Genomic DNA, 26,488 nt, shown 5'->3' with positions numbered 1-26,488 from the left:
GCGTGCGAACGCTCCGTTTTTGTTTCTGTGTTTTGCCCGCGGAACCTGCTTCTGCCTCTGTGGGAGCGAGCCTGCTCGCGAAAGCGTCCCTTCAGACAGCTCATTATTGCCTGACACAGCGCTTTCGCGAGCAGGCTCGCTCCCACAGAGGTAACCTGCTCAAATTCTGAATAGCCTTTATCGCCTCCATGACTGCCAAATCCCCCGCCTACATCGGCCGCTTCGCCCCCACCCCCAGTGGCCACCTGCACTTCGGTTCGCTGGTCGCTGCGTTGGCGTCTTACCTCGACGCCCGCTCCGTCGGTGGGCGCTGGCTGGTGCGCATGGAAGATCTCGATCCGCCGCGCGAAGAGCCCGGTGCGCAAGCGGCGATTCTCAAGGCGCTGGAAAGTTACGGCTTCGAATGGGACGGCGAAATGGTCCGCCAGAGCGATCGACACGCGGCTTATGCCGAAGTGCTCGACAGCCTGTTCAATCACGGTCTGGCCTACGCCTGCACCTGCTCGCGCAAACAACTGGAGCCCTATCACGGGATTTATCCGGGGTTTTGCCGCAATGCCGGGCATGAACAGCACGACGCCGCGATCCGCCTGCGCGTGCCGGAGCTGGAATACCACTTCATTGATCGCGTGCAGGGCGAATACCGCCAGCACCTGGGCCGCGACGTAGGCGACTTCGTCATCCGTCGGCGCGATGGTCTCTACGCCTATCAACTGGCGGTGGTGCTCGATGACGCCTGGCAAGGCATTACCGACATCGTGCGCGGCGCTGACCTGCTCGATTCGACGCCGCGTCAGCTGTACTTGCAAGAACTGCTCGGTCTGAAACAGCCGCGTTATCTGCACCTGCCGCTGATCACCCAGCCGGACGGCAACAAACTCGGCAAGTCCTACCGCTCGCCGCCGCTCGAAGCCGATCAGGCCACGCCGTTGCTGCTGCGGGCCTTGCGCGCGCTGGGGCAGAATCCCGGCACCGAACTGGCTCACGCTTCGCCGGGCGAACTGCTGGCCTGGGGCAGCGCGCATTGGGATGCCGACCGGATCCCGCGCACATTGACCCTGCCCGAAGCGCAACTGCAATGACGACACTTGCAGTCGCGCGCCCATCCGTTACCATCGCCGCACGTTTTCGGGCACGCGCATAAAAAAGAGAGGCCGGGATGTACATCTATCGCTTGGTCCTGCTTCTGGTCGTCGGGATCTACCTGTTCTCCCCCGCCATCATGGACTGGTGGATCGACGCGACGGGCGCCTGGTATCGCCCTTATCTGCTCTGGCTGATCCTGATTGTCGTGACCTTCATCCTGCAGAGCCAAAAAGATGCCGATGAGCTTTAGCCTGACCCAGATGATCCTGATCAGCGCCGCGTACCTGGCGGCGCTGTTCGGCGTTGCCTGGGTCAGCGAACGGGGCATGATCCCGCGCGCGATCATTCGCCACCCGTTGACCTACACCCTGTCGCTGGGGGTTTACGCCAGCGCCTGGGCGTTCTACGGCACGGTGGGCCTGGCCTATCAGTACGGTTACGGCTTTCTGTCCAGTTATCTCGGCGTGTCCGGTGCGTTTCTGCTGGCGCCGGTGCTGCTCTATCCGATCCTGAAGATCACCCGCACCTATCAACTGTCGTCGCTGGCCGATCTGTTTGCCTTCCGCTTTCGCAGCACCTGGGCCGGTGCGCTGACCACGATTTTCATGCTGATTGGCGTGCTGCCGTTGCTGGCCCTGCAGATTCAGGCCGTGGCCGACTCGATCGGCATTCTCACCGGAGAACGCGTGCAGAGCCGCGTGGCGTTGGCGTTCTGTGCGCTGATCATTCTGTTCACGATTTTCTTCGGTTCCCGGCACATCGCTACGCGCGAGAAACATGAAGGGCTGGTTTTTGCGATTGCCTTCGAATCGATCATCAAACTGATCGCTCTCGGCGGCGTTGGCCTGTACGCGCTGTATGGCGTGTTCGACGGCCCGCAACAGCTCGAACTGTGGCTGCTGCAAAACCAGACCGCTCTCGCCGCCCTGCACACGCCGTTGCAGGAAGGTCCGTGGCGCACGCTGCTGCTGGTGTTCTTCGCCTCGGCGATCGTGATGCCGCACATGTATCACATGACCTTTACGGAAAACCTCAATCCGCGCTCGCTGGTCAGCGCCAGTTGGGGCCTGCCGTTGTTTCTGCTGTTGATGAGTCTCGCCGTACCGCTGATTCTCTGGGCCGGGCTGAAACTCGGCGCCACCACCGACCCGGAATATTTCACCCTCGGCATCGGCATTGCCGCCAACAGCAAACCGCTGGCTTTGCTCGCCTATGTCGGTGGCCTGTCCGCCGCCAGTGGCCTGATCATCGTCACCACCCTGGCCTTGTCGGGCATGGCGCTGAACCATCTGGTGCTGCCGCTCTATCAGCCGCCGGCCGAGGGCAATATCTACCGCTGGCTGAAATGGACCCGCCGGGCGCTGATCGTGGCGATCATCATGGCCGGTTTCGGTTTCTACCTGATGCTCGGCGTCGAGCAGGATCTGGCCAACCTCGGCATCGTCGCGTTTGTTGCGACCCTGCAATTTCTGCCTGGGGTGTTGTCGGTGTTGTACTGGCCGACCGCCAACCGCCGTGGTTTCATTGCCGGTCTGCTGGCGGGGATCACGGTCTGGGTGGTGACCATGCTGCTGCCGCTGGTCGGCAATCTGCAGGGTTTCTATATCCCGCTGCTGAACATGATCTACGTGCTCGACGACACCAGTTGGCACATGGCGGCCATCGCCTCGCTGGCCGCCAACGTGCTGATGTTCACTTTGATCTCGCTGTTCACCAACGCCAGCCCGGAAGAAGCCAGCGCCGCCGAAGCCTGTGCGGTGGACAACGTGCGCCGCCCGCAACGCCGCGAGCTGCACGCCGCCTCGCCGCAGGAATTCGCCACGCAACTGGCCAAACCGCTCGGCGCCAAGGCAGCGCAGAAAGAAGTCGAGCAAGCGCTGCGCGACTTGTATCTGCCCTTCGATGAACGCCGGCCGTATGCCTTGCGCCGGTTGCGCGACCGCATTGAGGCCAACCTGTCCGGCCTGATGGGCCCGAGCGTTGCGCAGGATATGGTGGAAACTTTCCTGCCCTATAAGGCTGGCGGCGAAAACTACGTCACCGAAGACATTCACTTCATTGAAAGCCGTCTCGAGGATTACCACTCGCGCCTCACCGGCCTGGCCGCCGAGCTCGACGCCCTGCGCCGCTACCACCGCCAGACCTTGCAGGAACTGCCGATGGGCGTCTGCTCGCTGGCCAAGGATCAGGAGATCCTGATGTGGAACAAGGCGATGGAAGAGCTGACCGGCATCGCCGCGCAGCGAGTGGTCGGTTCTCGCTTGAGCACCATCGCCAACCCGTGGAAAGAACTGCTGCAAGGCTTTATCAACCTGCCCGACGAGCATTTGCACAAACAGCATCTGGCCCTCGATGGTCAGACCCGCTGGCTGAATCTGCACAAAGCGGCAATCGACGAGCCGTTGGCCCCGGGTAACAGTGGCCTGGTGTTACTGGTCGAGGATCTGACCGAAACGCAGATGCTCGAAGACAAACTGGTGCATTCCGAACGGCTGGCCAGCATCGGCAGACTCGCAGCGGGTGTGGCCCACGAAATCGGCAACCCGATCACCGGCATCGCCTGCCTGGCGCAGAACCTGCGCGAAGAGCGTGAAGACGACGGCGAGCTGACGGAAATCAGCGGGCAGATTCTCGAGCAGACCAAACGCGTCTCGCGCATCGTCCAGTCGCTGATGAGCTTCGCCCATGCCGGCAGCCATCAGCACAACGACGAACCAGTGTGTCTGGCCGAAGTCGCGCAGGACGCCATTGGACTGCTGGCGCTGAACCGGCGCAATTTCGAAGTGCAGTTCTACAACCTGTGCGATCCCGATCATTGGGTCGAAGGCGACCCGCAACGGCTCGCCCAGGTGCTGATCAATCTGCTCTCCAACGCCCGCGACGCCTCGCCGCCGCACAGTGCGGTACGGGTCAAGAGCGAAGCCGGCGAACACACGGTCGATCTGATCGTCGAAGACGAAGGCAGTGGCATTCCGTCGAGCATCATGGACCGATTGTTCGAACCTTTCTTCACCACCAAGGATCCGGGTGAAGGCACCGGTCTGGGCCTTGCACTGGTCTATTCCATCGTTGAAGAGCATTATGGACAAATCACCATCGACAGCCCGGCTGATGTACAAAGCCAACGCGGCACCCGTATCCGGGTGACCTTACCGCGTCATGTCGAAGCGACGTCCGCTGTGAACTGAGACCGTCGAGAGTATCGAATCAATGCCGCACATTTTGATCGTCGAAGACGAAACCATTATCCGCTCCGCCTTGCGCCGCCTGCTGGAACGCAACCAGTACCAGGTCAGCGAAGCCGGATCAGTGCAGGAAGCACAAGAACGCTTCACCATTCCTACGTTCGATCTGATCGTCAGCGACCTGCGCCTGCCGGGCGCTCCGGGCACCGAGCTGATCAAGCTCGGCCAGGGCACGCCGGTGCTGATCATGACCAGTTACGCCAGCCTGCGCTCGGCGGTCGACTCGATGAAAATGGGCGCGGTCGATTACATCGCCAAGCCGTTCGACCACGATGAAATGCTCCAGGCGGTTGCGCGGATCCTGCGCGATCGCCAGTCGGCGCCGGCTGCCGGCGAAGCTACGGCGAGCAAGCCTGCCGCTGGCAATGGCAAAGCTGCTGTGGATAACAGCAATGGTGAAATTGGCATCATCGGCTCCTGCCCACCGATGCAGGACCTGTACAGCAAGATCCGCAAAGTCGCGCCAACCGACTCCAACGTGTTGATTCAGGGTGAGTCCGGTACCGGTAAAGAACTGGTGGCCCGTGCCCTGCACAATCTGTCGAAACGCGCCAAGGCGCCGATGATTTCGGTGAACTGCGCGGCGATTCCGGAAAGCCTGATCGAATCAGAACTGTTCGGCCACGAGAAAGGCGCGTTCACCGGCGCCAGCGCCGGTCGCGCCGGTCTGGTTGAAGCGGCGGACGGCGGCACCTTGTTTCTCGATGAGATCGGCGAACTGCCCCTCGAAGCCCAGGCTCGCTTGCTGCGGGTTCTGCAGGAGGGCGAAATTCGCCGCGTAGGTTCGGTGCAGTCGCAGAAAGTCGATGTGCGCCTGATCGCTGCAACTCACCGCGATCTGAAGAGCCTGGCGAAAATCGGCCAGTTCCGTGAAGACCTTTATTACCGTCTGCACGTGATTGCCCTGAAGCTGCCGCCGCTGCGCGAGCGTGGCGCCGACGTCAACGAAATCGCCAATGCCTTCCTCGCTCGCCAGAGCGCGCGGATCAACCGCACCGACCTGAAATTCGCCGCCGATGCCGAACAGGCGATCCGGCACTATTCCTGGCCGGGTAACGTGCGTGAGCTGGAAAACGCCGTCGAGCGCGCGGTGATTCTCAGCGAAAGCCCGGAGATCTCGGCCGACCTGCTGGGCATCGACATCGAGCTGAGCGATCTGGAAGACGACGAGTTCATCGGTCTGCCGCCGCAAACCGGCGGTAACGCCAGCAACAGCAGCCATGAGCCGACCGAGGATCTGTCGCTGGAAGACTATTTCCAGCATTTCGTCCTCGAGCATCAGGACCACATGACCGAGACCGAACTGGCACGCAAACTCGGCGTCAGCCGCAAATGCCTGTGGGAACGCCGCCAGCGTCTGGGCATTCCACGGCGCAAGACCGGGGTTGCCAGCGAGAGCTGAGCGTTACCCACCGCGTGCGCGGGTAACGCATGACAATGTGAAAAAACTGTTACCGCAGTCGATTCACGTAACAGAAGCCGGGGTTATCGGTAACGAAACCCCGGCTTTTTTTCGCCCCTGCAAAATGGTTATATCGACCTAACCCCTTGTTTTACTGGGCTTGGCAAAAGTTGGCACGCACCCTGCTATATGTTTGGTACAAGAACAATAACAAGCAATGCACAAGACAATAAAAATAAGACGAATCGACTCACGCACAATAAAAACAAGACGGCGAGAGGCGCAGCTAACTGATTCTTTTGGAGAGGCGTTGTATTTGGGGCTTGCCCCACGACCAGGCCGAGAACAACAAAAACTGTCCTAAGACAGAGCCTGTACTGGTTGGATCGACAGATCACTGCAATTCAGCGACCAAAGCAATCCGTTTGCTCTTGACTCCCGATTGGGAGGGTCACGAAGGAAACACTTCGTGGCGAGGGCACTCAACAAAAACAAGAAGCCCGAATCAATAATAAAAAGAGCACGCAACTACTTCTTGGGGAGCTTCGGCTCCCCTTGTAGTTTCTCCCTTCCGTGAAATCCCCCCGTTTTCCTCACTCGACCCTTGTAGCTTGCGGCTTGCAGCTCATATCTGCTGCGTCCTACACCATCCCCCGACTAAATGCTAGAATCTGCGCCCATCATGCGGTCATTCTTTTGGTATGGCCGAACATTCCTTCAAACAGTGCATCCCATGCTGAAGAAGCTGTTCCAGTCATTCCGAACTCCCGTGCGTCGTACGCAACACATCCGCAGCACCCCTGAAGTGCTCAACAGCGGCCAACATTCGCTGCAGAAAACGCAGTTCAGCCGCTATGCGGTGAATATCGTCGAACGCCTGCAAGGTGCCGGTTACCAGGCTTATCTGGTCGGTGGTTGCGTGCGTGACATGCTGTTGGGCATCACGCCCAAGGATTTCGACGTCGCCACCAGCGCCACCCCCGAGCAGGTGCGTGCCGAATTCCGCAATGCGCGAATCATCGGCCGCCGGTTCAAGCTGGTGCACATCCATTTCGGTCGCGAAATCATTGAAGTCGCGACTTTCCGCGCCAATCACCCGGTCAACGAAGACGAGGAAGACAGCAACCAGTCTTCGCGCAACGAGAGCGGGCGCATTCTGCGCGACAACGTCTACGGCACCCTGGAAGAAGACGCGCAACGCCGCGATTTCACCATCAACGCCCTGTATTACGATCCGGTCAGTGAGCGCATTCTCGATTACGCCAATGGCGTGCATGACATCCGCAACCATCTGATCCGCCTGATCGGCGACCCGAGGCAGCGTTACCAGGAGGACCCGGTGCGCATGCTGCGGGCCGTGCGTTTCGCCGCCAAGCTCAACTTCGGTATCGAAAAGCACACCGTGCAGCCGATCCGTGAGCTGGCGCCGATGCTGCGCGAGATTCCGTCGGCGCGGCTGTTTGAAGAAGTGCTCAAGCTGTTCCTCTCCGGGCACGGCGCGATCACCTTTGAAATGCTGGTCGACCTGCAACTGTTCGCACCGCTGTTCCCGGCCAGTGCCGAGGCGCTGGAATACAACCCGGAATACACCCATACGCTGATCAGCGAAGCACTGACCAACACCGATCTGCGCATCAAGCAGAACAAACCGGTGACCCCGGCGTTCCTCTTTGCCGCTCTGCTCTGGCCGGCGCTGCCGGCGCGCGTGTTGCGTCTGCAGGAACGTGGCATGCCGCCGATTCCGGCGATGCAGGAAGCCGCTCATGAGCTGATCGCCGAACAGTGCCAGCGCATCGCGATTCCGAAGCGCTTCACCATGCCGATCCGCGAAATCTGGGACATGCAGGAACGCCTGCCACGCCGCAGTGGCAAACGCGCCGATCTGTTGCTGGACAACCCGCGCTTCCGTGCCGGTTACGATTTCCTCCTGCTGCGTGAAAGCGCCGGCGAGGAGACCGATGGCCTCGGCGAGTGGTGGACCGATTATCAGGACGCCAATGACAGCGAGCGTCGCGACATGATCCGCGACCTCAGCGGCAAGGCCGACGATGCCAGCGGCGCACCGCGCAAACGTCGCCGCAGCGGCGGTTCCAAGCGCAAGCGCGCCGGTGCTTCGAGCGCGACGGGCGAGTAAGCGATGGAACGCATCTACATCGGCCTGGGCAGCAACCTCGCTGACCCGGCCGACCAGTTGCGCAGCGCCATTGCGGCGCTGGGGCAATTGCCGCAGACGAGTCTTGCCGGCGTTTCAGCCTTTTATCAAAGCGATTCGCTGCTGCCGGGCCAGCCGCGTTACACCAACGCCGTCGCCGCGATCGACAGCTCGCTCGCACCGATCGAGCTGCTCGACGCCTTGCAAGCGATCGAAAATGCTCAGGGCCGCGAGCGTCTTGAGCGCTGGGGGCCACGCACGCTGGATCTGGATATTCTGCTGTTCGGCGATCGCCTGATCGATGAGCCACGGCTGAAGATCCCGCATTACCAGATTCAGGAGCGGGCGTTCGTTCTTTATCCCCTCGCTGAACTGGCACCGCAGGATCTGCGTCTTGCCGATGGCCGCACGCTGACAGACTTGCTGGCCGCCTGCCCGTTTGTCGGCCTTGAACGCCTCTCCCAGCCCTGACAAAAATCCGCTGTGAAATGTGGTTGTGTGGCGAGGGGATTTATCCCCGTTGGGTCGCGGAGCGGCCCCATGTTGTGTACAGCTTGGTCAGATTTGGGCCTGCTTCGCAGTCCAACGGGGATAAATCCCCTCGCCACAGGTCACCTGCCAATCTCGAGTTTTTGTCAGACAAAAATCCCCCGAATCAGGCCCGCCGCGCCGCTGAATCGCATCAGTAACGCCGGTAACACCGCCCGCGTAACAATGCGGTAACACACGCAATTGACTTCCTGTTGGCTCATCACGACTATAGGCGTCCCGCTGCCGCCAACCCGGTATGAACGGGCGCAATCCAGGCCTTTCAAAGCACGACACAAGACCGTGCGCCTGAGTAGATGAAGAATCACGCGCGTGACTCGCAGCAGTTTCCAGAGCGCCTGAACGAGGATTTTTTACATGCCAGCCATCACCCTGACCACGCTCCAGAGCCTCAAGCAGAAAGGTGAAAAAATCACCATGCTGACCTGCTATGACGCGACCTTCGCCCACGCCTGCAACGAGGCCGGTGTCGAAGTGCTGCTGGTCGGCGACTCCCTCGGCATGGTTCTGCAGGGTCATGACAGCACCCTGCCGGTGACCACGGCGGAAATGGCCTACCACGTCGCCAGTGTCAAGCGCGGCAATGGCGATGCCCTGATCCTCGCCGACCTGCCGTTCATGGCCAACGCCACCCTCGAACAGACCATGACCAACAGCGCCATGCTGATGCAGGCCGGCGCGCACATGGTCAAGGTCGAAGGTCAGCTGTGGCTGGCGGAGTCGATTCGCCTGCTCGCCGAGCGCGGTGTGCCGGTGTGTGCGCACATGGGCCTGACCCCGCAAGCGGTGAACATCCTCGGTGGCTATAAAGTGCAGGGCCGCAACGAGAATCAGGCGCGGCAGATGCGTGCCGATGCGATCGCGCTGGAGCAGGCCGGTGCGGCCATGCTGTTGCTCGAGTGCGTGCCGAGCGAACTGGCGGCAGAAATCAGCCAGGCCGTGGGCATTCCGGTGATCGGTATCGGTGCCGGCAACGCTACCGACGGCCAGGTGCTGGTATTGCACGACATGCTCGGCCTGTCGATCACCGGCCGCGTACCCAAATTCGTCAAAAACTTCATGCAAGGTCAGGACAGCATCCAGTCCGCGCTGAAGGCTTACGTCAGCGAAGTCAAAGCCACCACGTTCCCCGGCATCGAACACGGATTCTCTGCATGAACACCGTCAAAACCGTACGCGAACTGCGCGCCGCCGTCGCCCGCGCGCGCAGTGAAGGCAAGCGCATCGGCTTCGTGCCGACCATGGGCAACCTGCACAGCGGCCACGTCGCCCTGATCACCAAAGCTACCCAGCGAGTCGATTTCGTGGTTGCGAGTATTTTCGTCAACCCGCTGCAATTCGGCGCCGGCGAAGACCTCGACAAATACCCGCGCACCCTCACCGCCGATCAGGAAAAGCTTCTCGAAGCCGGTTGCGACCTGCTGTTTGCGCCGACGGTTGAAGAGATGTACCCGGACGGCATGGCCGGGCAAACCCGGGTCAGCGTGCCGCAATTGTCCGAAGGCCTGTGTGGCGCCAGCCGTCCGGGGCACTTCGAAGGTGTGGCGACGGTGGTCAGCAAGCTGTTCAACATGGTCCAGCCGGACCTGGCGATTTTCGGCCAGAAGGATTACCAGCAACTGGCGGTGATCCGCGCACTGGTGCATGACCTGAACATGCCGATCCAGATCATCGGCGAGCCGACCGTGCGTGCTGCGGACGGTCTGGCGCTGTCGTCGCGCAACGGCTTCCTCAGTGAAGATCAGCGCGCCGTGGCACCGGTGGTGTATCGCGTGCTGAGCAGCATTGCCGAAGCGATCAAGCAAGGTGAGCGCGATTACCCGGCGCTGATCGCTGCGCAGTTGCAGCTGCTGGAAGCGGCAGGGCTGCGTCCGGATTATCTGGAAATCCGCCATGGCCTGACCTTGCGTCCGGCGACGGCGGAAGATCGCGATCTGGTGATTCTGGCGGCAGCGTTCCTCGGCACTACGCGGCTGATCGACAACCTGCACCTGAACCTCGATAGCCCGATTTAAGCAGCAACGAATTTCCCTGTGGGAGCGAGCCTGCTCGCGAAGGCGGTGTATCAGCGACTTATAAGTTGCCTGACACGCCGCCTTCGCGGGCAGGCCCGCTCCCACAGGTGTTTTGGGTCCATGCCGGTTGGGCGAAAGTCTTCCGGCCCCTCCGTTTGTCGGCCAGATTCCTTTGCGGATGTTAAAAAAGTACAGGGATCTGGTCAGACAAAGTCAAGACAGAACGCAGCGCGAGGTTTACTGTATTCGCCCTGTGTCCAGATCTCGTGTCGACGCAGTTGATCCCATGCGCTAAATACCCGTGGTTGATCTGTACCGTGTTCAAAAGGCCGTTCAAGTAAAAAGGAAAACCGCAGCGATGGCGTACTACCGCACTCCTCACGACGTTACCGCTCTGCCCGCCTGGCAAGCGTTGAAAGATCACCGCCAAGCCATGCAGGATTTCAGCATGCGCGAAGCCTTCAACGCCGATCCGCAGCGTTTCAATCAGTTCACCCTCAGCAGCTGCGGTCTGTTTCTCGACTATTCGAAGAATTTGATCAACGCCGAGACCCGCAACCTGCTCGTGGGCCTGGCCAATGAAGTCGATCTGAAGGGCGCGATCAAAGCGCTGTTCGACGGCGAAATCGTCAACGCCTCCGAAGGCCGCCCGGCACTCCACACCGCCCTGCGCCGCCCGGTCGGCGACAAGTTGTCGGTCAACGGCGTCAACGTGATGCCGGAAGTGCACAAGGTGCTGAACCAGATCACCGATCTGGTCGGCCGCATTCACGATGGCTTGTGGCGTGGCTACACCGAGAAGCCGATCACTGACGTGGTCAATATCGGTATCGGTGGTTCGTTCCTCGGTCCTGAGCTGGTCTCCGAAGCGCTGCTGTCCTACGCGCAGAAAGGCGTACGTTGCCACTATCTGGCAAACATCGACGGCAGCGAATTCCACGAGCTGACGCAGAAACTGCGCGCCGAGACCACGCTGTTCATCGTTTCGTCGAAGTCGTTCAACACCCTCGAAACCCTGAAGAACGCGCAGGCCGCCCGCGCCTGGTACTTGGCGCAGGGCGGCTCGGAAGCCGAGCTGTATCGCCACTTCATCGCTGTGTCGAGCAACAACGCCGCCGCTGTGGCTTTCGGGATTCGCGAAGAAAACATCTTCCCGATGTGGGACTGGGTCGGCGGGCGCTACTCGCTGTGGTCGGCGATCGGTTTGCCGATTGCGCTGGCCATCGGCATGTCCAACTTCAAAGAACTGCTGTCCGGTGCCTACACCATGGACCAGCATTTCCAGACCGCGCCGTTCGAACAGAACATGCCAGTGCTGCTGGCCCTGCTCGGCGTGTGGTACGGCAACTTCTGGGGTGCGCAGAGCCACGCGATCCTGCCGTACGACCACTACCTGCGCAACATCACCAAGCACTTGCAACAGCTGGACATGGAGTCCAACGGCAAGAGCGTGCGTCAGGACGGCACCTCGGTGTCGACCGATACCGGCCCGGTGATCTGGGGCGGCGTCGGATGCAACGGTCAGCACGCTTACCACCAGTTGCTGCACCAGGGCACCCAACTGATCCCGGCCGACTTCATCGTGCCGATCGTCAGCTTCAACCCGGTTTCCGACCATCACCAGTGGCTGTACGCCAACTGCCTGTCGCAGAGCCAGGCGCTCATGCTCGGCAAGACCCTGCCGGAAGCCGAAGCCGAGCTGCGCGACAAAGGCATGGGCGAAGACGACGTGCGCAAACTGGCGCCGCACAAGGTGATCCCGGGCAATCGTCCGAGCAACACCCTGGTGGTCGAACGCATCAGCCCGCGTCGCCTCGGCGCGCTGGTTGCGATGTATGAGCACAAAGTGTTCGTGCAAAGCGTGGTCTGGGGCATCAACGCCTTCGACCAGTGGGGCGTAGAACTGGGCAAGGAATTGGGCAAAGGCGTCTACAACCGCCTGGTCGGCAGCGACGAGACCGTGGCTGACGATGCCTCGACTCAAGGCCTGATCAACTACTTCCGCGGGCGTCACCGCGGCTGATCAAAGCCTTAGGGCACAACGCTGTTCCCCTGTGGGAGCGAGCCTGCTCGCGAAATCGGTGCGTCATTCAACACTGTGTTGACTGATCCGCCGCCTTCGCAAACAGGCTCGCTCCCACAGTTGTTTTGGCGCATGACTTGAACCTGTGCAGCGCTCGGCGCATCTTTATTCGTGTCGCACCACAAGAATAAGGAACCGTCATGTTCGATATCAGCACGTTCCCCAAAGCCGATGCCGTGCACCAGGCCGCTCAGTTGAGCCAGGACGAGTATCGGCGCCTGTACCGCGAATCGATTGAACACCCCAGCGCCTTCTGGGCCGAGCAGGCCACGCGTTTCCTCGATTGGAGCACGCCGTGGCAGACCGTTCAGCGCTATGACCTGAAAACCGGAGAAGCCGCCTGGTTTGCCGGCGGCAAGCTCAACGTCAGCTACAACTGCATCGACCGTCACCTCAAGCAACGCGGCGAGCAGACCGCCCTGCTCTGGGAAGGCGACGACCCAGCCGAGTCGGCGCAGATCACTTACAACAAACTCCATCACCACGTCTGCCGTTTGGCCAACGTGCTGAAAAGCCGTGGCGTAAAGAAAGGCGACCGGGTGTGCATCTACATGCCGATGATCCCCGAAGCCGCCTACGCCATGCTCGCCTGCGCGCGAATCGGCGCGATCCATTCGGTGGTGTTCGGCGGATTTTCTCCGGATTCCCTGCGTGATCGAATTCTCGACGCCGACTGCCGTACCGTGATCACGGCCGATGAAGGCGTGCGCGGCGGCCGCTTCGTGCCACTGAAAAACAACGTCGACAAAGCCCTGCAAAGTTGCCCGAACGTCAGCACCGTCGTGGTGGTCGAGCGCACGCAGGGCCAGGTCGATTGGGTCGAGGGCCGTGACCTCTGGTACCACCAGGCCGTGCGTGAGGTCAGCGACGACTGCCCGCCGGAACCGATGGACGCCGAAGATCCGCTGTTCATCCTCTACACCTCCGGCAGCACTGGCAAACCCAAAGGCGTGCTGCACACCACCGGCGGCTATCTGCTGCAAGCGGCGATGACCTTCAAATATGTGCTCGACTACCGCGACGGCGAAGTGTTCTGGTGCACCGCCGACGTCGGCTGGGTCACCGGCCACAGTTACATCGTCTACGGGCCGCTGGCCAACGGTGCGACCACACTGATGTTCGAAGGCGTGCCGAGCTACCCGAGCAGTTCGCGTTTCTGGCAGGTTATCGACAAACACAAGGTCAACATTTTCTACACCGCACCGACCGCGCTGCGCGCGCTGATGCGCGAAGGCGCCGGACCGTTGAAGGAAACTTCACGCGCCAGCCTCAGATTGCTCGGCAGCGTCGGTGAGCCGATCAACCCGGAAGCGTGGGAATGGTATTTCAATGCTGTCGGTGAACAGCGCTGCCCGATCGTCGACACCTGGTGGCAGACCGAAACCGGCGGCATCATGCTCAGCCCGCTGGTCAGCGCCCAACGAATCAAACCCGGCTGCGCCACGCAACCGATGTTCGGTGTGCAACCGGTGTTGCTTGACGAAGTCGGCAAGGAAATCAAAGGCGCCGGCAGTGGCGTGCTGGCGATCAAATCGAGCTGGCCGGCGCAGATTCGCAGCGTCTACGGCGATCCGCAGCGGATGATCGACACCTACTTCAAACCCTATCCCGGCTACTACTTCACCGGCGACGGCGCCCGCCGTGACGAGGACGGCGATTACTGGATCACCGGACGCATCGATGATGTGATCAACGTCTCCGGCCACCGCATCGGCACCGCCGAAGTGGAAAGCGCCCTGGTGCTGCACGACAGCATCGCCGAGGCCGCCGTGGTCGGTTATCCCCACGACGTCAAAGGCCAGGGCATCTACGCATTCGTCACGCCAATGAACGGCACTGAGGCCAACGAAGAGCTGAAGAAGGACCTGCTGGCGCATGTCAGCAAGGAGATCGGCAGCTTCGCCAAACCGGACCTGATCCAGTGGGCGCCGGCATTGCCGAAGACCCGTTCGGGCAAGATCATGCGGCGGATTCTGCGCAAGATTGCCTGCAATGAGCTCGACAGCCTTGGCGATACTTCGACGCTGGCTGATCCAAGTGTGGTGCAGGACCTCGTCGACAAGCGGCTCAATACTTGAGAGCTGCAAGTTTCTAGCTACAAACTGCAAGCTAAAGCGGTCCGCGCAGCTTTTCGCTTTTAGCTTGCAGCTAGAAACTTGCCGCTTGTAGCTCCCCGACTGCTAAGCTTCGCGTTTTTTCAGCAAGGCGCCCGCATGTCTTCCTTGAATCAGGCGCTGCGCGCCGCCCTCGATCAACGCCAGGACCTGCTCGCTGCGCTGCACAGCCAGGGCACCGATTGCTATCGGCTGTTCCATGGCAGCCAGGAAGGTGCCGGCGGCCTGACCATCGACCGCTACGGCCCGCAACTGCTGGTGCAGAGTTTTCACCAGACGCTCGAACGTGACGACCTGCTGCAACTGCACGCCATGGTCAACCAGACCCTGGGCTTCGACACCCTGCTGGTCTACAACGACCGCTCCCGTGGCAACTCGCGGATCGATCGTGAGGACAGCGTCTATAAAGCCGATGACGCCGCACTGGCGGATCTGGTCGGGCACGAATGGGGGCTGAACTATCGCGTGCGCGGGCGCCATGCCGGGCAGGATCCGCTGCTGTTCCTCGACCTGCGCAACACGCGCGGCTGGGTCAAGGACCACGCGCAAGGCAAAAGCGTGCTCAACCTGTTCGCTTACACCTGTGGTGTTGGCCTCAGTGCAGCGGCGGGCGGTGCGCGCGAGGTGTGCAACCTCGATTTTGCCGAGGGCAATCTGGCGGTCGGTCGCGAGAATGGTTTGCTCAACCCGCAGCTGCCGCCGATGCAATTCATTCAGTCCGATTACTTTCCGGCGATCCGTCAGCTCGCTGGCCTGCCGATCAGCGTGCGTCGCGGGCAGAAGCTGCCGAGCTATCAGCGCCTCGAACAGCGCCAATACGATCTGGTCCTGCTCGATCCGCCGGCCTGGGCGAAAAGTGCATTCGGCACCGTCGATCTGCTGCGCGATTATCAGAGCCTGCTCAAACCCGCGCTGCTGACCACCGCTGACAACGGCGTGCTGATCTGCTGCAACAACCTGGCGAAAGTCAGCATGGACGACTGGCGCGAACAAGTGTTGCGCTGCGCCGAAAAGGCCGGCCGCCCGGTGCGCGAATGGAGCGTGATGACCCCGGGTGCCGACTTTCCCTCGCGGGACCAGCAGCCACCGTTGAAGACGCTTATTCTACAGCTGTGATCCTCGACTGAAGTCATAACCTGTGGGAGCTGGCTTGCCAGCGATGACGGTACGTCGATCTACATCATTGTTGTCTGAGCCACCGCAATCGCTGGCAAGCCAGCTCCCACAGGGTTATGTGGTGTTCAATATTTCTGAACAATCCTGTCCCACATCAAGCACTTCGGAACCAGAATCGCGTGCCATACTCCAAGGCACTCCGATTCAGACAGATGAAGCCGCACATGCCCAAAGGATTGATTCGCGCGATTGGCGCACTGCTGACAGCCCTGGCCCTCTACAGCCTGCTGGGGTTTCTGATCCTGCCGGGCATTACCTTGCGCGTGGCCAACCAGCAACTGGCCAACTACGCCACGGTGCCGGCGCATCTGCAGCGTATCGAACTCAACCCCTTCAGCCTTGAGGTCACCCTGTGGGGCCTGATCATCGGCGAACCGGGCAAGGAGCAGGTCGGCTTCGATCGCCTCTATGCCAACCTGCAAATCGACAGCCTGTGGACCAAAGCGCTGCATCTGTCCGACATCGAACTGGACAAACCCAAAAGCGAAATCCTCTTCGCGAAGGACGGCAAGCTCAACCTGCTCGGCCTGTTCAACCTGCCGCCGAGCGAGCCGACACCCGCCGATCCCGACGCCAAGCCGTTCCCGCTGCGTATCGACAACATCAAACTGGCCGGCGGCGTGGTGCATTTCGAGGATATGCGGCCCAGTGAGCCGATCGAATTTCTTTACGACGACCTCAGTTTCGAGCTGAAAAACCTCAGCACCCTGCCCGAGGACAGCGCCGACATGACCCTCGTCGCCATCGGCCCCGCTGGCGGGCGGATCGACTGGACCGGCAATTTCAGCCTGATCCCGTTCACCTCCGAAGGCACGCTGAAAGTCACCGATGGCCAGATGAAATCCTTCTGGCCCTACGTGCGCGACGCCGTGCCGCTGGTGCTGGAAAACGGCGTGGTCAGCCTCAGCACCGAGTACAAACTCAACCTGTCGAAACAAACCGAACTGCTGCTGAACAACGTCGCGGTGAGCATTGCGCCATTCGCCATCAAGGCTCCGGACGGACGTCCGCTGGCCAGGCTTGAACGCCTCGACGTCAGCGAAACCTCGCTGGACCTGGCCAAGCAGCAAGTGGTGGTCGGCAAGATCCGCAGCAACAAACTGGAAACCTGGGCGGCGCTGGAAGCCGACGGCCAACTGGACTGGCAGAAGCTGTTCGCCAGCCAACCGTCGAAACCGGCGGCCAAAGCCGCTGCCGAACCTACGGACACACCGGCCGCCGCCGACTCGCCGAAACCTGAACCAAGCGCACCGAGCAAGCCATGGCAGGTGCTGGTCAAGGATGTGCAACTGCGCAACTACACGGTCCATCTCGCTGACCGCTCGGCGCAACCGGCGGTGGCGCTGGACATCACTCCGCTGAACGTCGACCTGCAGGATTTCGACAGCCTCAACGGCTCGCCTTTCAAGCTCAAGCTCGACAGCGGCCTGGGCAAGCAAGGCAAGATCAGCGCCGACGGCACGGTCAATCTGGCCCCGGTCAACGCACAGCTGAACGTGAAAACCGAGGACGTCGACCTGCGTGTCGCGCAGTCCTACATCAACCCGTTCATTCGCCTGGAACTGCGCAGCGGTATGCTCGGCAGTGACCTCAAGGTCAATCTGAAAAGCACCGAGCCACTGGCCCTCAGCGTTACCGGCCGCGCGCAGATCGATCAACTGCACACCCTCGATACGCTGAAGACCCGCGACTTCCTCAAATGGCAGCAAGTGGTGGTCGACGGCATCAATTATCAGCACGGCGACAGCCTGTCGATCGACAAGGTCAACCTGTTGCAGCCGTATGTGCGCTTCATGATCAACGACGATCGCACCACCAACGTCGATGACCTGCTGATCCCGCAACCGGCCGACAGCGGTGCAAAAAGCACCGCAGCCAAACCGGCCGGCAAGGACAAACCACTGGGCATTCACATCGGTGCGATTGCGATCAACGACGGCTCGGCCAACTTCGCCGACTTCAGCCTGACGCCGAATTTCGCCACCGCCGTGCAGCAGCTCAACGGTCAGATCGGCACCATCGACAGCCGTCAGGCAAAACCGGCCAGCGTCGACATCAAAGGCAAGGTCGACCGTTATGCGCCGGTGACCATCAAGGGGGCGGTCAATCCGTTCGACCCGATGGCCAGTCTCGACATCGCCACCAGTTTCAAGCGCGTCGAACTGACGACCCTGACGCCCTACTCCGGCAAATTCGCCGGCTACCGCATCCGCAAGGGCCGGCTCAACCTTGATCTGCACTACCTGATCACCAAAGGCCAACTGAAAGCCGAGAACAAAGTCGTCGTCGAGCAGCTGCAACTGGGCGAGAAGGTCGACAGCCCTGATGCAGTAAGTTTGCCGCTGAAACTGGCGATCGCCCTGCTCAAGGACGTCGACGGCAAGATCTCCATCGAATTGCCGGTGACCGGCGACCTGAATAATCCACAGTTCAGCGTGATGCCGATCGTCTGGCAGACCCTGCGCAATTTGATCGTCAAAGCCGCCGCCGCACCGTTCAAAATGATCGGCGGGTTGGTCAGCGGCGGCGGCTCCGAAGACCTCGGCACGGTGTCCTTCGCGCCGGGCTCCAGCGATCTGAGCAAAGACGCCGAAGCGGCGCTGGTGAAACTGTCGCAAGCGCTGAAGGAACGTCCGGCGCTGCGCCTGGAAATCGAAGGCACTGCCGCGAAGAGCAGTGATGGGCCACTGCTGGCCGAGCAACGTCTGGAACGCGAATACCAATACAACTACTACAAGATGCTCCAGCGCCGTGGCGACAAAGTCCCGGCCCAGGCCTCGCTGCTGCAAGTGCCCGAAAGCGAGAAAGGCGCGTTGCTCGAAGGGATTTACCGCACCCGCCTGAAAACCCAGCCACCGGCAGAATGGAAAGACTTGGGCAAGGAAGAGCGCACGGCGAAAATGCGCCAGGGCGTGATCGCGTTCTGGAGCGGCAGCGAGGTGCTGTTGCGACAGTTGGGCCAGGATCGCGCCAGCACCATCAAGGATTACCTGGTCGACAAGGGCAAGCTCGAAGATGACCGCGTGTACTTCATCGACGCGAACCTCGGCGAGGCCGAAAGCGATGGCCGCGTGGTCACGCAAATGCACCTGGATGCCGAATGACCGTGCGTAACTGGCTGGCTGTGCTCGCGCTGACCTGCGCCGCCGGCCACGCGTCGGCGTCGGATACATTGCGCTGCGCCAGCCAGTTGATCAGCCTCGGCGACCGCGCCAACGAAGTGCTGCAAAAATGTGGCGAGCCGGTCAGTCGCGACGTGCTCGGCTACAAGCGCAGTGCCAATCGCCGCGAAGAGTTTCAGGTCGAGGAATGGACCTACGGCCCGAACAACGGCATGTATCAATACCTGCGCTTCGAAGGCAATCGCCTGCGGCAGATCAACAGCAAACGCGGTAACTGAGAAGAGCAAAAGATCGCAGCCTTCGGCAGCTCCTACATTTGGAATGCATTTCCCTGTAGGAGCTGCCGAAGGCTGCGATCTTTTGATTCTCGAAATAGAACAGGCCCCGACACAAGTGCCGGGGCCTGTAATGGTCACATCCGTGTGACCGTTCGCATGAACTCTAAAGTTGCGGCAGACGTATTGCTCGGCCCGTCTGTCGCGTCTTCTCCCGGTTCAGGCGAGAAGTCTTGCCTTACTCGGCTTTCAGGCCGTCAGCGGAGACCGCTTTAACGCCTTTGATTTTCTTGGCAATGCCCACGGCGACTTCTTTCTGCGACTCGGTTACCGCAGTGGTCGACGACAGGGAAACTACACCCTTGTTGGTTTCGACTTTGATGTCGGTGCCTGGAATGCCTTTTTCGGTAACCAGGTCAGCTTTGACCTTGGTGGTGATCCAGGTGTCGCTGGTATCTTGTTTCATTTCGGTAACTTCACCGGCAGCCAGAACCATTGGCGCTTGGGTAGCCTGAGCGGACTGGGCGAAAGCGCCACCAGCCATGGTCAGGGTCAGAGCGGTAGCAGCGGCAGTGATAGCGAACTTCTTCATACGAGTAACTCCTGTTTTTACTGGAAGTCTGCTGTAACGCTTGTCAGCAGGGTTACCGGAGATATTGCGAACGCTGTGCCAACTTTTTCGTCCGCATAAAACCTTTTAAAAACAATAGGTTATAAAAAACGCTGATTTTCATTTTCATGCAAAATGCATGACTCAGCGCAATTTCGCATGCAAGTTGCGGTTTTTCGGAAAGTTCATAAGCTGCTGAAATTATTGGAGCTTTTGTGAACAGGTGACGATACGAAAATGCCCCGCAGTGCGGGGCATTTCCAGTTCAGAAGGCAACGTGATTACGCACCGCTGGCCGTGCAGCCACGAGGCGCGTAGTCCGAGTTGACAGTGGTCGCGCAGGTCCACACGCCGGAGGTATTACCCGTAGCGGAACCGGAACGGGAGAGAGTAATGGTCCTACCCAACACCGGACCCGGTGCATTGAGCAGGGTGCAGGTGACTGTGCCTTCGCCAGTCGCGGCTGTGCCTGTAACTGCCAACGTACAGTTGGAAGTAGTAGTCGCACCATTAGCAACGTTGGCCAGAGTTGGAGCTGTGCCTTGATTGATCGTGTCCTCGAACGGCACTTTCAATGCGCTGATCTCCGCCAACCCCGCCGTCACCTTCGACCGCGCCTGATATTTCGAATACTGAGGCAGGGCGATAGTCGCCAGAATGCCGATGATCGCCACGACGATCAGCAGCTCGATCAATGTAAAGCCTTGTTGTTTTTTCATAGACACGCTCCATGCATGAGTCGAAATCTCATGATCTGAACAAGGCTCAGCACAGCCCATGCCAACGCCTTTCAGGCCCCGCCTGCTGGGCGCGCGCAATTTCCTGCGCCGTTTCCTACAACCCGCAACCGCACTATCTGACACTTTTTGTCACCTGCACCGGCCGTGTTTGGCGCTGTCACTTGACTAGGCTATAAGTCATGAACGGCAAGCGTGCGGAATCCCCATGAATGACATCGCTCTGAGCGGTCTGGCCAAGCAATTGGTCCAGGCCGAACTGCTCACGGAAACAAGTGCCCGGCAATCCTGGGCGCAGGCCCAGCGCAATCGCGTGTCGCTGGTCAATTACCTGGTACACAACAAACTGGTCAACAGCCGGCAAATTGCCGAGATCGCTTCCGAACATTTCGGCATGGCCCTGCTCGATTTGCATTGCCTCGACAAAGAGACTCAGCCCAAGGGCCTGGTCAGTGAAAAACTGGTTCGTCAGCATTGCGCCCTGCCCTTGTGGCGGCGCGGCAACAAATTGTTCGTGGGCCTTTCCGACCCGAGCAACCAGCAGGCGATCAGCGACATCCAGTTCAGCACCGGCCTGAGCACCGAAGCGATTCTGGTCGAGGACGACAAACTCAGCGACGCCATCGACAAGTTCTTCGACAGCCACGCCTCGGGTCTGGAAGAAATGGCCGATGTCGATCTCGACGGCCTCGACGTCGAGTCCATCGATGACAACAAACAGGACGTGATCGGCGGCCTCGATGCCGACGACGCCCCGGTCGTACGTTTTGTGCACAAAATGCTGCTCGATGCGATCAAGAGCGGCTCGTCCGACCTGCATTTCGAGCCGTACGAAAAAAACTACCGGGTGCGCATGCGCACCGACGGCATGCTGCGCGAGGTGGCCAAGCCGCCGATCCAGTTGGCCGGGCGCATTGCCGCGCGCTTGAAGGTAATGGCCAGTCTGGATATTTCCGAACGACGCAAACCCCAGGACGGGCGGATCAAGATGCGCCTGTCGAAAAGCAAATCCATCGATTTTCGCGTCAACACCTTGCCGACCCTGTGGGGCGAAAAAGTGGTGATCCGGATCCTCGACCCGTCCAGTGCGCAGATGGGCATCGATGCGCTGGGCTACGAGGCCGAACAAAAAGCCTTGTACCTGGCCGCGCTGAAACAGCCGCAAGGGATGATTCTGGTCACCGGCCCCACCGGTTCCGGTAAAACCGTGTCGCTGTACACCGGACTGAACATCCTCAACACCGTCGACATCAACATTTCCACCGCCGAAGACCCGGTGGAAATCAACATGGAAGGCATCAATCAGGTCAACGTCAATCCTCGGCAAGGGCTGGACTTCGCCCAGGCGCTGCGCTCGTTTCTGCGTCAGGACCCGGACGTGATCATGGTCGGCGAGATCCGCGATCTGGAAACCGCCGAGATCGCGATCAAGGCCGCGCAGACCGGCCACCTGGTGCTGTCGACCCTGCACACCAATAGCGCAGCGGAAACCCTCACGCGCCTGCACAACATGGGCATTCCCGGATTCAACATCGCCACCTCGGTCAGCCTGATCATCGCCCAGCGTCTGGCGCGCAAGTTGTGCGCGCACTGCAAGCGGCCGCTGGAAATCCCGCACGAAACCTTGCTCAAGGAAGGCTTCCCCGAGGAACGCATCGGCCATTTCACGATCTACGAGCCGGTCGGTTGCGATCACTGCAACGGCGGTTACAAAGGACGCGTGGGGATTTATGAAGTGGTAAAGAACACACCGGACCTGCAACGGTTGATCATGGCCGAAGGCAATTCGCTGGAAATCGACATTCAGATGCGCCGCGACGGTTTCGCCGATCTGCGCACTTCCGGGCTGTACAAGGCCATGCAAGGCATCACCAGCCTTGAGGAAATCAACCGGGTCACCAAGGATTGAACATGGCGGTCAAGGCAGCAAAAGTCAGCATTTACGCCTGGGAAGGCACCGACCGCAAAGGCAGCAAAGTCAGCGGCGAACTAAGCGGACAGAACCCCGCACTGATCAAGGCGCAGCTGCGCAAACAGGGGATCAACCCGGGCAAGGTGCGCAAGAAGTCCGCCTCCCTGCTGACCTTGGGCAAACGCATCAAACCGCAGGACATCGCCCTGTTCACCCGGCAGATGGCAACGATGATGAAGGCCGGTGTACCGCTGTTGCAGTCCTTCGACATCATCGGCGAAGGCTTCGAAAACCCGGCCATGCGCAAGCTGGTCGATGAGGTCAAACAGGAAGTTGCCGCCGGTAACAGCTTCGCCACGGCCCTGCGCAAGAAGCCGCAATACTTCGACGAGTTGTACTGCAACCTGGTCGACGCCGGCGAACAGTCCGGTGCCCTCGACACGTTGCTCGAACGAGTGGCGACCTATAAGGAAAAAAGCGAAGCGCTCAAGGCCAAGATCAAGAAAGCCATGACCTACCCCACCGCCGTGGTGCTGGTGGCGGCGGTGGTGACCGGCATTCTGCTGGTCAAAGTGGTGCCGCAGTTCCAGTCGGTATTCTCCGGGTTCGGCGCAGAACTGCCGGGCTTCACCCTGATGATCATCAGCCTGTCGGAATTCATGCAGCAGTGGTGGTGGGCGATTCTGTTTGCACTGGTGGCAGCGTTTTTCGGCACTCGTCACGCGCTGAAGACCTCGCAGGCCCTGCGCGACCGGCGCGATGCCTGGCTGCTGAAGCTGCCGCTGGTAGGCACTTTGATGTACAAGTCCGCCGTCGCCCGCTTTGCCCGCACCCTGTCGACCACTTTCGCCGCCGGTGTGCCGCTGGTCGAAGCACTGGATTCGGTGGCGGGCGCCACCGGCAATGTGGTGTTCAAGCGCGCGGTGCTGCGCGTGAGGCAAGACGTCTCGACCGGCATGCAGCTGAACTTCTCCATGCGCAGCACCGGTGTGTTTCCCAATATGGCGGTGCAGATGACCGCCATCGGCGAGGAATCGGGCGCGCTGGATGACATGCTCGACAAGGTCGCCGGTTTTTATGAAGCGGAAGTCGATAACATGGTCGACAACCTCACCAGCCTGATGGAGCCGTTCATCATGGTGGTGCTGGGGGTCATCGTCGGTGGACTGGTGGTGGCCATGTACCTGCCGATCTTCCAACTCGGCTCAGCGATCTGACATGCCTATCGATGAACTGTTTGCCGTGTATCCGCTGGCCTTTGTGGTCAGCGCGCTGCTGCTCGGGCTGGTGGTCGGCAGCTTCCTCAATGTTGTGGTCTGGCGCTTGCCGAAAATGCTCGAGCGCGACTGGCGCCAGCAAGCCCATGATGTGCTCGGCCTGCCCAGCGAAACGCCCGTGCCGACCTACAACCTGATGCTGCCGCACTCCGCGTGCCCGCATTGCGGACACCGGATCCGCCCGTGGGAAAACATTCCGCTGCTCAGTTATCTGCTGCTGCGCGGGCGCTGCTCGGCCTGTTCGGCGCCGATCAGTAGACGTTACCCGCTGACCGAACTGGCCTGCGGCCTGCTCTCGGCATTCATCGCCTGGCATCTGGGCTTCGGCTGGCCGGCGAGCTTGCTGATTTTGCTGACGTGGGGCTTGCTGGCGATGAGTCTGATCGACTGCGAACATCAGCTGCTGCCCGACGTGCTGGTGCTGCCGCTGCTGTGGCTGGGGCTGATCGTCAACAGCTTCGGCGTGTTCGTGGCGTTGCCAGATGCATTGTGGGGCGCAGTCGCGGGTTATCTGGCGCTGTGGTCGGTGTTCTGGCTGTTCAAACTGCTCACCGGCAAGGACGGCATCGGTCACGGCGATTTCAAGCTGTTGGCCTTGCTTGGCGCTTGGGGTGGCTGGCAGATTCTGCCGCTGACGATTCTGTTGTCATCCATGGTGGGAGCGATTTTGGGCGTCGTCATGCTGCGCCTGCGCGCCCAGGAAACCTCGACGCCGATCCCCTTCGGGCCCTTTCTGGCAATTGCCGGCTGGATTGCCTTGCTCTGGGGTGGTCAAATAACCGACTTCTATTGGCAGTCTGTCGGTTTGAAATGAATACCCCTGTGGAAAAACCCTGGATCCTCGGCCTGACCGGCGGCATCGGCAGCGGCAAAAGCGCGGCGGCGCAGCACTTCATCGACCTCGGCGTGCATGTGGTGGATGCCGATCATGCGGCGCGCTGGGTAGTCGAGCCGGGGCGTCCGGCGCTGGCGAAAATCGCCGAGCATTTCGGTTCCGCCGTGTTGCAGGCCGACGGCACGCTGGACCGCGCCGCCCTGCGCAAACTGATTTTTGAAGACCCTGAACAGCGGCGTTGGCTTGAAGCGCTGCTGCATCCGTTGATCGGCGAAGAAATCGCTCATCACCTGGCGCAGGCAAAATCGCCTTACGCGATTCTGGTTTCACCGTTGCTGATCGAGTCCGGGCAATACGCGATGACTCAGCGCATTCTGGTCATCGATGCGCCGCAACCACTGCAGATCGAACGCACCTTGCAGCGTGACCAGACCAGCGAAGCGCAGGTGCAGGCGATCCTCAAGGCGCAATCGAGCCGTGAAGACCGCGTGAGCCGTGCCGACGACGTGATCGTCAACGACCGCGACCTTTCTTGGCTGCACAGCGAAGTCGAGCGTCTGCATCACTTTTATCTGACTTTATCCGGAGGCCAAGCATGAGCCAGATTCCAACCGTTGAATGCCCAACCTGCGGCGCCCCCGTCGAATTCACCCCGGCGAACAAATTCCGTCCGTTCTGCTCCGACCGCTGCAAACTGATCGACCTCGGCGCCTGGGCCTCAGAAGAGCACAAGATTCCGGTCGCCCCGGATGCCGAAGACGAGCTGTTTTCCGGCGATTTCGATCCGCGTCACTGATCGCTGATCAGGGCCGCATAAAGCCGTAGTCCTGACTGTCGTCGAGGTTCTCCGCAAGAAAGCGCAACTCGTCGGCCAGGTCTTCGGCATTGCGCACGGCCTTGCTCTGCTGCACCACGGCGCTGAGCAGGGCGCGCAAACTCAGGCCCGGGTCAAAGCCCACTTCCTGCGCCAGCTCCAGACTCTGCCGGGTTTCCTGCCGCGCCCATTCGTACACGCCCATGCCACTGCTCCTGAAGGGATTTGCGTGAGCATGAAATTTCTGCGGCATGGCCGGTTTGATGTGGATCAAGACTTCGGATCGTCGTCCTTCCACGGCGCTGAAAGGTAACGGGTGCGGTTGAAGGTCTCCAGCCATTCCGGGCAGAACACCACCAACGCGCTGACGACCATGCCGTTGATAAAGGCCTCGGGGAACAGCAGCAACCACAGGTAGCCGACGAAATCTTCCAGCCATTCCGGCATGGCGAAGAGGCCGTCGTACCACAGCAACGTCAGACTCAGAATCAGGCACAACAGGCCGGACAACGCAGCGGCGAAGAAACCGGAACAGAAGATGTAAACGAACGGATTTCGTGGTTGCGCACGCTCCACGAGGATTGCCACGCATTCGGTGATCAGCACTGGCAGCAGAATCAGCAACGCGCCATTGACGCCCACCGCAGCCAGGTCCTGACGCCCCAGCAGCACCAGCCCCATCTGCGCAACCAGCCCGCCGACGATCGCCAGCGGCCAATCGAGCAGCAGCGTCACCGCCGTCATGCCGATAAAGTGATACGACACGCCGGTGTCGAAATCCCTGCGCACCAGCCACAGCAGAAATAGCGCGAACACCGTGCCGAACAGCAAGTGCTGCCGGCGACTGTCGCTGAACAGCTCGACCCATGGCGAACGCATGATCGCCCAGAGCAGCACCGGCAGATAAATCAGCCAGCCGAGCGTCAGGCTTGCCGTTGAAAGCAGTTCGGCGCCGATCATGATTCCCTCACCTGCTACTCGACACGCTTTTTTGTAGGAGCTGCCGAAGGCTGCGATCTTTTGATCTTGTTTATAAAAGCAAAAGATCGCAGCCTTCGGCAGCTCCTACAAGGGCGCAATCGCG

At 60.4% G+C, this 26,488-nt stretch carries 22 protein-coding genes; 18 read left to right on the top strand and 4 right to left on the bottom strand.

Going from position 1 to position 26,488, the window contains the following annotated elements:
• The first annotated feature begins 188 nt into the window (after positions 1–188).
• From gluQRS to AC0IXA_RS20575, 13 genes are all read left to right on the top strand, one after another.
• Complete coding sequence (gene gluQRS / locus AC0IXA_RS20635) at positions 189–1,082, top strand: tRNA glutamyl-Q(34) synthetase GluQRS (protein WP_110646737.1); 894 nt, start codon at positions 189–191, stop codon at positions 1,080–1,082.
• Positions 1,083–1,159: 77 nt separating this feature from the next.
• On the top strand, positions 1,160–1,336 hold the full coding sequence (locus AC0IXA_RS20630; RefSeq protein WP_003176118.1) for a hypothetical protein: 177 nt from the start codon (positions 1,160–1,162) through the stop codon (positions 1,334–1,336).
• A complete protein-coding gene (locus AC0IXA_RS20625; protein ID WP_024014332.1) occupies positions 1,320–4,274 on the top strand; it encodes a sensor histidine kinase in 2,955 nt (984 codons plus the stop codon). The genes AC0IXA_RS20630 and AC0IXA_RS20625 overlap by 17 nt, the downstream gene beginning before the upstream one ends.
• A gap of 22 nt (positions 4,275–4,296) precedes the next feature.
• Positions 4,297–5,733 (top strand): sigma-54-dependent transcriptional regulator, encoded by a 1,437-nt coding sequence (locus tag AC0IXA_RS20620; protein ID WP_039761623.1) that lies wholly within the window; start codon positions 4,297–4,299, stop codon positions 5,731–5,733.
• A gap of 733 nt (positions 5,734–6,466) precedes the next feature.
• Complete coding sequence (locus AC0IXA_RS20615) at positions 6,467–7,867, top strand: polynucleotide adenylyltransferase PcnB (RefSeq protein WP_471814411.1); 1,401 nt, start codon at positions 6,467–6,469, stop codon at positions 7,865–7,867.
• 3 nt (positions 7,868–7,870) lie between these two features.
• Positions 7,871–8,356 carry a 2-amino-4-hydroxy-6-hydroxymethyldihydropteridine diphosphokinase gene (gene folK, locus AC0IXA_RS20610; RefSeq protein WP_471814410.1) on the top strand — a complete coding sequence of 162 codons (486 nt, stop codon included), beginning with the start codon at positions 7,871–7,873 and terminating at the stop codon, positions 8,354–8,356.
• A gap of 435 nt (positions 8,357–8,791) precedes the next feature.
• On the top strand, positions 8,792–9,592 hold the full coding sequence (gene panB / locus AC0IXA_RS20605; protein WP_016773162.1) for a 3-methyl-2-oxobutanoate hydroxymethyltransferase: 801 nt from the start codon (positions 8,792–8,794) through the stop codon (positions 9,590–9,592).
• Positions 9,589–10,449, top strand: a complete 861-nt coding sequence (gene panC, locus AC0IXA_RS20600) for a pantoate--beta-alanine ligase (protein WP_341639202.1) — start codon at positions 9,589–9,591, stop codon at positions 10,447–10,449. The genes panB and panC overlap by 4 nt, the downstream gene beginning before the upstream one ends.
• Before the next feature lie 358 nt (positions 10,450–10,807).
• A complete protein-coding gene (pgi, locus tag AC0IXA_RS20595) occupies positions 10,808–12,472 on the top strand; it encodes a glucose-6-phosphate isomerase (protein ID WP_016773160.1) in 1,665 nt (554 codons plus the stop codon).
• A 200-nt stretch (positions 12,473–12,672) separates the two neighbouring features.
• Positions 12,673–14,610, top strand: coding sequence for an acetate--CoA ligase (gene acs / locus AC0IXA_RS20590; protein ID WP_341639203.1), 1,938 nt, complete (start codon positions 12,673–12,675; stop codon positions 14,608–14,610).
• A gap of 135 nt (positions 14,611–14,745) precedes the next feature.
• On the top strand, positions 14,746–15,762 hold the full coding sequence (locus tag AC0IXA_RS20585; RefSeq protein ID WP_341639204.1) for a class I SAM-dependent rRNA methyltransferase: 1,017 nt from the start codon (positions 14,746–14,748) through the stop codon (positions 15,760–15,762).
• A 212-nt stretch (positions 15,763–15,974) separates the two neighbouring features.
• Complete coding sequence (locus AC0IXA_RS20580) at positions 15,975–18,926, top strand: DUF748 domain-containing protein (protein ID WP_471814409.1); 2,952 nt, start codon at positions 15,975–15,977, stop codon at positions 18,924–18,926.
• Entirely contained in the window at positions 18,923–19,222 is a 300-nt protein-coding gene (locus AC0IXA_RS20575; RefSeq protein WP_471814408.1) for a DUF2845 domain-containing protein, read from the top strand. Before AC0IXA_RS20580 ends, AC0IXA_RS20575 begins: the two co-directional genes overlap by 4 nt.
• Before the next feature lie 235 nt (positions 19,223–19,457).
• Here AC0IXA_RS20575 and AC0IXA_RS20570 read toward each other — a convergent pair whose 3' ends face one another.
• Complete coding sequence (locus AC0IXA_RS20570; RefSeq protein ID WP_016773155.1) at positions 19,458–19,811, bottom strand: BON domain-containing protein; 354 nt, start codon at positions 19,809–19,811, stop codon at positions 19,458–19,460.
• A gap of 299 nt (positions 19,812–20,110) precedes the next feature.
• Positions 20,111–20,548, bottom strand: a complete 438-nt coding sequence (locus AC0IXA_RS20565; RefSeq protein WP_217865203.1) for a pilin — start codon at positions 20,546–20,548, stop codon at positions 20,111–20,113.
• A gap of 226 nt (positions 20,549–20,774) precedes the next feature.
• On the opposite strand from AC0IXA_RS20565, the gene pilB reads away from it, so the two are divergent.
• Genes pilB through yacG form a run of 5 tightly spaced genes read left to right on the top strand, consistent with a single transcriptional unit; the run spans position 20,775 to position 25,386 of the window.
• Positions 20,775–22,475 (top strand): type IV-A pilus assembly ATPase PilB, encoded by a 1,701-nt coding sequence (gene pilB, locus AC0IXA_RS20560; RefSeq protein ID WP_341639206.1) that lies wholly within the window; start codon positions 20,775–20,777, stop codon positions 22,473–22,475.
• Between the two features lie 2 nt (positions 22,476–22,477).
• Entirely contained in the window at positions 22,478–23,695 is a 1,218-nt protein-coding gene (locus AC0IXA_RS20555) for a type II secretion system F family protein (RefSeq protein WP_122693098.1), read from the top strand.
• Position 23,696: 1 nt separating this feature from the next.
• A complete protein-coding gene (locus tag AC0IXA_RS20550; RefSeq protein WP_471814407.1) occupies positions 23,697–24,569 on the top strand; it encodes a prepilin peptidase in 873 nt (290 codons plus the stop codon).
• Complete coding sequence (gene coaE, locus AC0IXA_RS20545) at positions 24,566–25,189, top strand: dephospho-CoA kinase (protein WP_341639207.1); 624 nt, start codon at positions 24,566–24,568, stop codon at positions 25,187–25,189. Before AC0IXA_RS20550 ends, coaE begins: the two co-directional genes overlap by 4 nt.
• Complete coding sequence (yacG, locus tag AC0IXA_RS20540; protein ID WP_016773149.1) at positions 25,186–25,386, top strand: DNA gyrase inhibitor YacG; 201 nt, start codon at positions 25,186–25,188, stop codon at positions 25,384–25,386. Before coaE ends, yacG begins: the two co-directional genes overlap by 4 nt.
• 7 nt (positions 25,387–25,393) lie before the next feature.
• On the opposite strand, the gene AC0IXA_RS20535 is transcribed toward yacG, so the two are convergent.
• Together AC0IXA_RS20535 and AC0IXA_RS20530 are read right to left on the bottom strand one after the other, a co-directional pair.
• On the bottom strand, positions 25,394–25,609 hold the full coding sequence (locus AC0IXA_RS20535) for a hypothetical protein (protein ID WP_016773148.1): 216 nt from the start codon (positions 25,607–25,609) through the stop codon (positions 25,394–25,396).
• Positions 25,610–25,674: 65 nt separating this feature from the next.
• A complete protein-coding gene (locus tag AC0IXA_RS20530; RefSeq protein ID WP_471814405.1) occupies positions 25,675–26,364 on the bottom strand; it encodes an energy-coupling factor ABC transporter permease in 690 nt (229 codons plus the stop codon).
• Between the last annotated feature and the right edge of the window lie 124 nt (positions 26,365–26,488).

It is taken from the genome of Pseudomonas sp. AC083 (assembly GCF_979253165.1).
The sequence above is the reverse complement of the archived record's forward strand: the minus strand, read 5'-3'. Positions and strand labels throughout refer to the sequence as shown.

Coding starts and splice junctions, on each gene's coding strand:
- gluQRS (WP_110646737.1), top strand. CDS start 189: ATGACTGCCAAATCCCCCGCCTACATCGGCCGCTTCGCCCCCACCCCC.
- AC0IXA_RS20630 (WP_003176118.1), top strand. CDS start 1,160: ATGTACATCTATCGCTTGGTCCTGCTTCTGGTCGTCGGGATCTACCTG.
- AC0IXA_RS20625 (WP_024014332.1), top strand. CDS start 1,320: ATGCCGATGAGCTTTAGCCTGACCCAGATGATCCTGATCAGCGCCGCG.
- AC0IXA_RS20620 (WP_039761623.1), top strand. CDS start 4,297: ATGCCGCACATTTTGATCGTCGAAGACGAAACCATTATCCGCTCCGCC.
- AC0IXA_RS20615 (WP_471814411.1), top strand. CDS start 6,467: ATGCTGAAGAAGCTGTTCCAGTCATTCCGAACTCCCGTGCGTCGTACG.
- folK (WP_471814410.1), top strand. CDS start 7,871: ATGGAACGCATCTACATCGGCCTGGGCAGCAACCTCGCTGACCCGGCC.
- panB (WP_016773162.1), top strand. CDS start 8,792: ATGCCAGCCATCACCCTGACCACGCTCCAGAGCCTCAAGCAGAAAGGT.
- panC (WP_341639202.1), top strand. CDS start 9,589: ATGAACACCGTCAAAACCGTACGCGAACTGCGCGCCGCCGTCGCCCGC.
- pgi (WP_016773160.1), top strand. CDS start 10,808: ATGGCGTACTACCGCACTCCTCACGACGTTACCGCTCTGCCCGCCTGG.
- acs (WP_341639203.1), top strand. CDS start 12,673: ATGTTCGATATCAGCACGTTCCCCAAAGCCGATGCCGTGCACCAGGCC.
- AC0IXA_RS20585 (WP_341639204.1), top strand. CDS start 14,746: ATGTCTTCCTTGAATCAGGCGCTGCGCGCCGCCCTCGATCAACGCCAG.
- AC0IXA_RS20580 (WP_471814409.1), top strand. CDS start 15,975: ATGAAGCCGCACATGCCCAAAGGATTGATTCGCGCGATTGGCGCACTG.
- AC0IXA_RS20575 (WP_471814408.1), top strand. CDS start 18,923: ATGACCGTGCGTAACTGGCTGGCTGTGCTCGCGCTGACCTGCGCCGCC.
- AC0IXA_RS20570 (WP_016773155.1), bottom strand. CDS start 19,811: ATGAAGAAGTTCGCTATCACTGCCGCTGCTACCGCTCTGACCCTGACC.
- AC0IXA_RS20565 (WP_217865203.1), bottom strand. CDS start 20,548: ATGAAAAAACAACAAGGCTTTACATTGATCGAGCTGCTGATCGTCGTG.
- pilB (WP_341639206.1), top strand. CDS start 20,775: ATGAATGACATCGCTCTGAGCGGTCTGGCCAAGCAATTGGTCCAGGCC.
- AC0IXA_RS20555 (WP_122693098.1), top strand. CDS start 22,478: ATGGCGGTCAAGGCAGCAAAAGTCAGCATTTACGCCTGGGAAGGCACC.
- AC0IXA_RS20550 (WP_471814407.1), top strand. CDS start 23,697: ATGCCTATCGATGAACTGTTTGCCGTGTATCCGCTGGCCTTTGTGGTC.
- coaE (WP_341639207.1), top strand. CDS start 24,566: ATGAATACCCCTGTGGAAAAACCCTGGATCCTCGGCCTGACCGGCGGC.
- yacG (WP_016773149.1), top strand. CDS start 25,186: ATGAGCCAGATTCCAACCGTTGAATGCCCAACCTGCGGCGCCCCCGTC.
- AC0IXA_RS20535 (WP_016773148.1), bottom strand. CDS start 25,609: ATGGGCGTGTACGAATGGGCGCGGCAGGAAACCCGGCAGAGTCTGGAG.
- AC0IXA_RS20530 (WP_471814405.1), bottom strand. CDS start 26,364: ATGATCGGCGCCGAACTGCTTTCAACGGCAAGCCTGACGCTCGGCTGG.